Here is a 7,116-nt window from a genome sequence, read left to right as displayed (position 1 = left end):
GATATTGAATTTGGGCAAATTCTTTTTCTTCTTAACAGGAGGATTCTTTTTGGGGTAGATAGATAATTATTTTTTTCTATGCCACCATTGAGGGTATGATCTCTCGATCGCCCTATATATAACGTTGATTCTTACGTTGCATAACACCCAACCGCTTACACTCTTCTTCAAATCAAAAGAAAGGCAATCTGAGAAACAACAATCTACCTCTTGCTCCCCTTATCCGCTATTATGCCGATAAGGGATTATGGCGGAGGCATCTCTGTGCCTCCAAATGGTGGCCCCGAAGCTTTACATCGATTAATTATTGACAAAGGATAGGAACCTAAGCTAGGGTTTTAATAAACTGACCATAGTAAGCAGTTAACTGTGAGGAAGGCATGAAACATAGATCGCCTGACATTTACGGCGGGCGGGATCCACGGGATTTACCCGCTTATACTATAGTAGAAGCAGGTAGGTATATCCGCCTAGCCCCTGCAACATTACGATCATGGATGCTCGGTCGCCAGTATCCTCGAAAGGGGAAAATGGCTTTCTTTAGGCCGCTTATCGAACCCGCTGCCCCTCCTCGACTTTCGTTTTGGAATTTGGTAGAGGCGCATGTGCTTCGTGCGTTGCGTACTGAGCATGTTGTATCTGTGAGAGCTGTCCGTAATGCCCTCGATTATGCGCAGGGAAAATTTGGTATTACGCATCTTCTCTTAAGCCCTGAACTTCGTACTTCAGCCGGGGAACTTTTTCTTGAAAAATACGGCGAATTGATCAACCTGACAAAAGCAGGGCAAGTTGCTATAAAAGAGGTCCTAATGAGGCATCTCCAGAGAGTTGAGTGGGACCCCCAAAAAATGCCAATACGTCTGTTTCCTTTTTCACACACGGATATCTCCAAGCAGCTAATTGTCATTGATCCACTCATCGCGTTCGGACGGCCAATAATTAAAAAGAAAGGCATTTCTACAGCAGCAATTGTGGCTCGAATCGATGCCGGTGAATCGCCAGACGAAGTAGCGAAAGACTATGATCTCGAGCTTTCGGATGTAACGGAAGTCCTCCTCTACGAGAAAGCCGCTTGATCCCAATCTTCTTTACTGATCGGGACTTAGGTAATTTATTCCCAAAGCAGCTCGCAAAGGCAGGAATACGTGTCGAAAAACACTCAGATCACTTCGCACATGATGCAAAAGACGAAGACTGGCTTACCCAAGTAGGTCGAAAGGGTTGGTTTTGCCTCACGCATGATAAACGGATTCGATATAAACCAAACGAAATAGATGCTGTTATGCGCGCAGGCGTAGGGTTATTTATACTAATTGGCAATATGACCCATCAAGAGCTTGCCACTAACTTCATTAGTACTATTCACAAGGTAACAAGATTTATTGAGGCGAACAATCGCCCGTTCATAGCTAAAATCAAGGGTTCTACTAAAAAAAGCAGTTTCGTATCCAGCAATCGTCCAGGGAAGGTTGAATTGTGGCTCTCTTGTGATAGATGGAAATCTACGTTATAGGTTGGGAAATATTCTTAGTGGTCTAAAAATGGTGGGCGATGCGGGACTCGAACCCACGACCTTTGGTTCCGGAGACCAACGCTCTATCCACCTGAGCTAATCGCCCACTGCGGCTATATAACCTCTTGTTTGGCCGGCTGTCAATCGCAATCTGCCTACATACCCTGCCCGGCGTTAGCCCGGCTTCCGGCCTTCATTCTTGATGCCATAACTTTCCTCATCTCTTCTGCCGCAAACAAGATAAAGGCAAAGGGTATCAAGGCAAGCCATATATTTACTGAAATAGGATAGGTGGAAAATATCTTATTACCCCAGGGATGATAGACGATAAATAACTGCAACATAAGCTCAGATGCTATGCCGACAAATATCAATTTGTTAGAGAAAAAGCCGATGCGGAATACAGATTCCCTGAAGGAGCGGCATGCGAAGATATTGGCCACCTGAGTGATTATTATCGCCGTAAGGCAGGCGGTGGTGGCCTGCATGTAAAGCGGATGGTTTGCGGCCAGCATCTCTCCCCACTCCCAGCCGCCGGTATTCAACACATAAAAGAATCCAAATAGCCCTGCTACGGCCTCTATAGGGCCGAGAAATAAATAGGCACGGCTCAAGAGTTTTAAATTCAGGAGCCTCTTCTCAGGTCTCCTCGGCGGCTGTTTCATGACTTCCTTGGTAGGTTTTTCCGCCCCCAGGGCCAGGGCCGGGAGCATGTCCGTCCCCAGGTCAACCGCCAGTATCTGCATGATAGTCAGGGGTAGAGGGATTCTGAAAAGCACATAGGCAAGGTAAGGCACAAGCTCAGGGATGTTTGATGAGAATATGTAACTTATAAATTTCCTTATGTTCTCATACACAGCCCGGCCCTCCTCTACGGCGTTCACGATGGTGGCAAAGTTGTCATCGAGTAATATCATATCCGCGGCTTCCTTGGCCACGTCGGTTCCAGAGATGCCCATGGCGATGCCAATATCCGCCTTCTTCAAGGCCGGGGCGTCGTTTACTCCATCACCGGTCACGGCCACCCTCTCCCCCTCTTCCTTAAGAATGGATACCACCCGCATCTTGTGCTTGGGCGCCATCCGGGCAAATATCACCTCTTTCCCGGTGAGTTTTTCTCTGAGTTCCCTATCACCCATCCTCTCGAATTCATGCCCCTCTATCACCACCGTATTACCCCTTACCAGCCCTATCTCCCTGGCAATGGCCAGGGCCGTCCGGCTTCCGTCGCCGGTAATCATTATCACCTTTATGCCCGCCGCATGGCATTTCTCCAGGGCTTCAGGGACTTCCGGCCTGGGCGGGTCTTCCAGACCTATTAATCCGACAAAAATCATATCTTTTTCGAGTACCATGTCTTTATTTTTTGAACTTTGAACTTTGAACTTTGAACTTTTTTCGATCTCTTTGTAGGCAAAAGCAAGCACCCTTAAACCCATATCCGTCAATGAATGATAGGCATCCATAATTCTTTTTTTGTCAGTCTCATTTAACGGGATGACCTTTTTGTTTATCAGTATGTGGCTGCATAATGGTAAAACGCTTTCTAAAGCCCCTTTGGTATAAGCGGTATAGATAGTTTTTTCTTCTGACTTCTGTCTCCTGACTTCTGTCTCCTGAATCGTGGTCATCCGTTTTCTTTCGGAATCAAAGGGTATTTCAAACACCCGCTCTGCCTTCAAATCCCCGACGGTTTCCCTTGCCGCCTTTAAAAGTGCAATCTCTGTGGGATCTCCCTTATATTGTCCATCAATAATCCGGGCATTGTTACAAAAATAGGCTATTCTCATCAGGCTGTTGACTGTGGACTGTTGCTCATCGACCGTCCATATTTTTTTTGCCTCCATCCGGTTCTGGGTAAGGGTGCCGGTCTTGTCTGTGCATATAACGGTCACCGAGCCCAAGGTTTCAACCGAGGTAAGGGTCTTTATCAGGGCCATTTTCCTGGCCATCCTCTGGCTTCCCATGGCCAGGGACAGGGTGACTGTGGGAAGCAGCCCTTCCGGCACATTGGCCACGATTATACCTACGGCAAAGATAAAGTTTTCCCAGAATCCCCTTCCAATGAGGTGCCCGATAACGAAAAAGACAACACCCGTCGTTGTAGCTAAAAAGGCGATGATTCTGGTCACTTTAATAATCTCTTTCTGGAGGGGGCTTAACCCGGCCTCCACGGCACTGGTCAGGTGGGCTATACGGCCAAACTCGGTCCGCATACCGGTGGCAAAGGCTATGGCCTTTCCAGAACCGCTCACCACGGTCGTTCCGGCAAAGGCGATATTTCTGCTTACTATCAGTTCCTCCTCACCGGGTTCATGATGTAAAGACACGGGCTCGGATTCGCCGGTGAGAGGGGCATTGTTTACCATAAGGTAGGCGACATCTATGAGCCTGGTATCTGCCGGGACCTTGTCGCCTTCGGAAAGGATGATTAAATCCCCCGGTACTACCTCTCTGGCCGGCAGATCCCTTTCTCTCCCTTCCCTTATTACTTTCACCTGAAAAGGGAGGAGAAGTCTTAATTTCTCAATGGCCTTTTCCGCCTTGTATTCCTGTATAAATGTAAAGACGGCGTTGATGAATATTACACCCGTTATGGCCAGGCCGAGGGTCAGCATCCCCTCTCCGGGGTGCAGATATTCTGATAAAAAGGCCAGCCCGGCCCCTATCCAGAGAAGTATGGCCAGAAAATGGGTAAATTGTCTCAGAAAACGGATGGATAAGGAGGTCTTCCTTACCTCTCTGATCTCATTGGGGCCGAATTCCAGAAACCGCTTTTGGGACTCTTCTTCGGTGAGGCCGCTTTCTGATGTGACCAGATTGCGTAAAACTTCTTCTCTGGTGAGGTTATTAATCTTCATGCCGGGGGCTCAGGATTATGAGGTCGCAGGGTGTCGTTCTCAGGACATCTTCCACGGGGTTGCCTTTCAGAACCGCACTTAACAGGTTCCTTTGGCTGGCTCCCATTATTATCAGGTCGTGCCTTTTGGCCGCCGCCTCTATGGTTATACTCCGGGCGGTGGCGCCGGGCGAAAACCGGCCTTCAATCTCAATCTTATGTCTCCGGATGTGCCCTATGAAATCCGTGATGTCTCCCGGCAATCTCTTTTCCCATTGGGCCGGAGTCAGATGTATCTCGCCATGGAAAAACCTGGTCATGGGCCTTGTGGCATGAAAGACGAACACCTTTGAACCAAAACTCCGGGCTATCCTTGAGGTGAAGTACGCCCTTTCTGCTATACGGTCAATCCTGGCTTTCAAGGGTACGAGTATCTTGTGCGGGTGTATCTTTCCCATGTGCACCACCCGCACCAGGGCTACGGAGCAGGGAAGTTTTAGAGAAAGGCCTCTGGCAACGGTGCCGGCGTAGAATCTTTTCTCAATATCTTCCCTCCGCGTGGAGGCAAACACTATGTCGATCTTTTCTTGCCTGACAATTTTGTCAACCTCTTGCACCGGGTCTCCGGTCCCTATAATGCTCTCCACCGGAAGGCCCATGGCCAGGGCCGCATTAAATAGTCTCTTCATGGCATCCTCGGCCCGGTCCAGGCCGGTTCTGGACATCCCCTTTTCCGCCACAAAACACAGGTAGAACCTTGCCGCACAGGCCCGCGCCAGGTTCATGGCATACCTTGCCGAGATTTCTGCATTCAGGTGTTCATTAACTGCGGATAAGATTTTTTTGTACGTCATGGCGATCTTCTTTAACTATAATTAAAAAATATCCGACAAGAAGATTATGTAATTTTAGATCGTTGCCTCAACTTAATTAAACTTTAGGATATAAAGAAAACAGTTGTCAACGAATAAGAATAATCGTATTATTTTTTATGATCGTTTAAGAACAGGGAGGTTATTTGACTATGGCGGTGAAAGCGAAAAAAGAGACGGCGGCAAAGGCCAAAAAACCAAAGGCTCCGGCGGCAGTGAATAAAGGAGGGGCTGGCGTTACGGCAAAGGCCAAGGCCATGGCGGCAAAAAGGGCCAAAGGCTTGAACATCTCTATCGAGGGCCTCACGCTTGCAGATGCAGTCAGGGCCATCCAGCGCGCGGAAGGCAATTTTGACTGTTTCGGCACGGCTATCGTATATTGCGATCAGGCTGATTGCTGCTGGCGTTTTGCCTGCTTGACAACTTAATTATAAGGCCATGTGCGGACTGGGGTTTCTCGGCTTATTGCTCTGGATTGCAGTTATCGCCGGATGGCCGGTATTAGTATATATCTGCGTAAAGAACCTCTTGGCCGTTAAAAAGTAGCTAAGCCAGTGCTGCGGCAATCCTGTCCACAATAAAGGATTGCTCGTCTTCCGTAAGAAAAGGGTGCATAGGCAGGGAGAGTATTTCCCCGGCCACGGATTCAGAGACAGGGAAGTCTCCCCGACGGTGTCCCAGATAATCGAGGGCTGTCTGCAGGTGCAGGGGTTTTGGATAGTGGATAGCGGTGGGGATACCATCTTTCTTGAGCGACTCAGCCAGATGGTCACGTCTTTTTACCCGGATGGAATACTGGGCATAGACGCTTTTATTATGCGCCAAGATGGCAGGTGGGATTACCGTTGGTTGGAGGTCCTTCAATTTTTCTGTGTAGTACGCCCCGCATTTCTGCCTCAAAATAAGCTCATCTTCAAAGTGCCTGAACTTGGCAAGCAAAACAGCCGCCTGAATGGTGTCCAGGCGGCTGTTTAACCCGACATACTTGTGCTCATACCTTTCCTGAGAGCCGTGTTCGCGCAGGTGACGCACCTTCCCGGCCAAGGAATCATCACCGGTAAACAACATCCCCCCATCGCCATAGCAGCCCAGTGGTTTCGAAGGGAAAAATGATGTGGCCGCCACGTCAGTAAGGGAACAGGAGCGCCTGCCTTTATAGGTTGCGCCAAAGGATTGACAGGCGTCCTCTAAGACAAAAAGATTATGTTTTTGGGCTATAGAATTTAAGGCGTCAAAATCTGCACATTGACCATACAGGCTTACGGCTATAATACCTTTAATCCTGAATTCTTCTGCTTTCTTCTTCTGTTCTATTATCCCGGCTATTTTCGCGGGGTCAAGGTTGTAGGTGCTGTCTTCGATGTCTGCAAAGACCGGTTTGGCCTTTAACAGGGAGATGACCTCGGCTGTGGCAATAAAGCTGAAGGGGGTAGTTATAATTTCGTCCCCTGGTTTTATATCGTAAGCCATAAGGGCTAAAAGCAAGGCATCGGTCCCGGAACTGACACCTATGGCGTGTTTCACCCCCACATAGGCGGCAAGTTGCTCTTCCAATTCTTTTATTTCCGGTCCCATTATGAACCGGGTTGAGTTCAAAACCTTGTCTATGGCCCGGTCAATCTCTTCTCTGTAGGAGAGATATTGGCGTCTTAAGTCAACGAAGTTCAATCTCATACCCCTTAAATTTTATATCCGGTTATGTCCTGATGATGAGAGAAACATTTGACGGTGCACTTTAATTTATACAGGTATTAACTGCAAGTGAAAAGATGCTCACGGTCTATATTCCGTCGTTATGTTATGCCCAAATCCACCTCTAGTTTGGCTATCAAGATTAACATCAGCAGGTTGAGGGTATTCCTGATCACCAGCAAGATATTAGATGCAAGGCG

6 protein-coding genes and 1 tRNA gene are annotated in these 7,116 nt (G+C 48.2%); 3 read left to right on the top strand and 4 right to left on the bottom strand.

The features are described from left to right. Positions 1-530 precede the first annotated feature (530 nt). Together PHT49_02695 and PHT49_02690 are read left to right on the top strand one after the other, a co-directional pair. Complete coding sequence (locus PHT49_02695) at positions 531-1,076, top strand: DUF433 domain-containing protein (protein MDD5450790.1); 546 nt, start codon at positions 531-533, stop codon at positions 1,074-1,076. Further along, entirely contained in the window at positions 1,073-1,513 is a 441-nt protein-coding gene (locus tag PHT49_02690) for a hypothetical protein (GenBank protein ID MDD5450789.1), read from the top strand. The genes PHT49_02695 and PHT49_02690 overlap by 4 nt, the downstream gene beginning before the upstream one ends. 29 nt (positions 1,514-1,542) lie before the next feature. On the opposite strand, the gene PHT49_02685 is transcribed toward PHT49_02690, so the two are convergent. The 3 genes from PHT49_02685 to PHT49_02675 form a co-directional block, all read right to left on the bottom strand. Then, a tRNA-Arg gene (locus PHT49_02685) sits at positions 1,543-1,619 on the bottom strand. 49 nt (positions 1,620-1,668) lie between these two features. Continuing rightward, on the bottom strand, positions 1,669-4,374 hold the full coding sequence (locus PHT49_02680) for a cation-transporting P-type ATPase (GenBank protein ID MDD5450788.1): 2,706 nt from the start codon (positions 4,372-4,374) through the stop codon (positions 1,669-1,671). Next, entirely contained in the window at positions 4,364-5,206 is an 843-nt protein-coding gene (locus tag PHT49_02675; protein MDD5450787.1) for a universal stress protein, read from the bottom strand. Before PHT49_02675 ends, PHT49_02680 begins: the two co-directional genes overlap by 11 nt. Before the next feature lie 170 nt (positions 5,207-5,376). Here PHT49_02675 and PHT49_02670 point away from each other — a divergent pair, with 170 nt between their 5' ends. Then, positions 5,377-5,652 carry a hypothetical protein gene (locus PHT49_02670; GenBank protein MDD5450786.1) on the top strand — a complete coding sequence of 92 codons (276 nt, stop codon included), beginning with the start codon at positions 5,377-5,379 and terminating at the stop codon, positions 5,650-5,652. Between the two features lie 118 nt (positions 5,653-5,770). On the opposite strand, the gene PHT49_02665 is transcribed toward PHT49_02670, so the two are convergent. Beyond that, complete coding sequence (locus PHT49_02665; protein ID MDD5450785.1) at positions 5,771-6,898, bottom strand: DegT/DnrJ/EryC1/StrS family aminotransferase; 1,128 nt, start codon at positions 6,896-6,898, stop codon at positions 5,771-5,773. Positions 6,899-7,116: the final 218 nt, after the last annotated feature.

The sequence above is a fragment of the Desulfovibrionales bacterium genome (genome assembly GCA_028715605.1).
GTDB lineage: Bacteria > Desulfobacterota > QYQD01 > QYQD01 > QYQD01 > QYQD01.
This window is presented reverse-complemented; position numbering and strand designations above follow the sequence as displayed.

What these genes read in the sequence shown, in the direction of transcription:
- PHT49_02670 (MDD5450786.1), top strand. Translation starts at nt 5,377, where the DNA reads ATGGCGGTGAAAGCGAAAAAAGAGACGGCGGCAAAGGCCAAAAAACCA.
- PHT49_02675 (MDD5450787.1), bottom strand. Translation starts at nt 5,206, where the DNA reads ATGACGTACAAAAAAATCTTATCCGCAGTTAATGAACACCTGAATGCA.
- PHT49_02695 (MDD5450790.1), top strand. Translation starts at nt 531, where the DNA reads ATGGCTTTCTTTAGGCCGCTTATCGAACCCGCTGCCCCTCCTCGACTT.
- PHT49_02680 (MDD5450788.1), bottom strand. Translation starts at nt 4,374, where the DNA reads ATGAAGATTAATAACCTCACCAGAGAAGAAGTTTTACGCAATCTGGTC.
- PHT49_02665 (MDD5450785.1), bottom strand. Translation starts at nt 6,898, where the DNA reads ATGAGATTGAACTTCGTTGACTTAAGACGCCAATATCTCTCCTACAGA.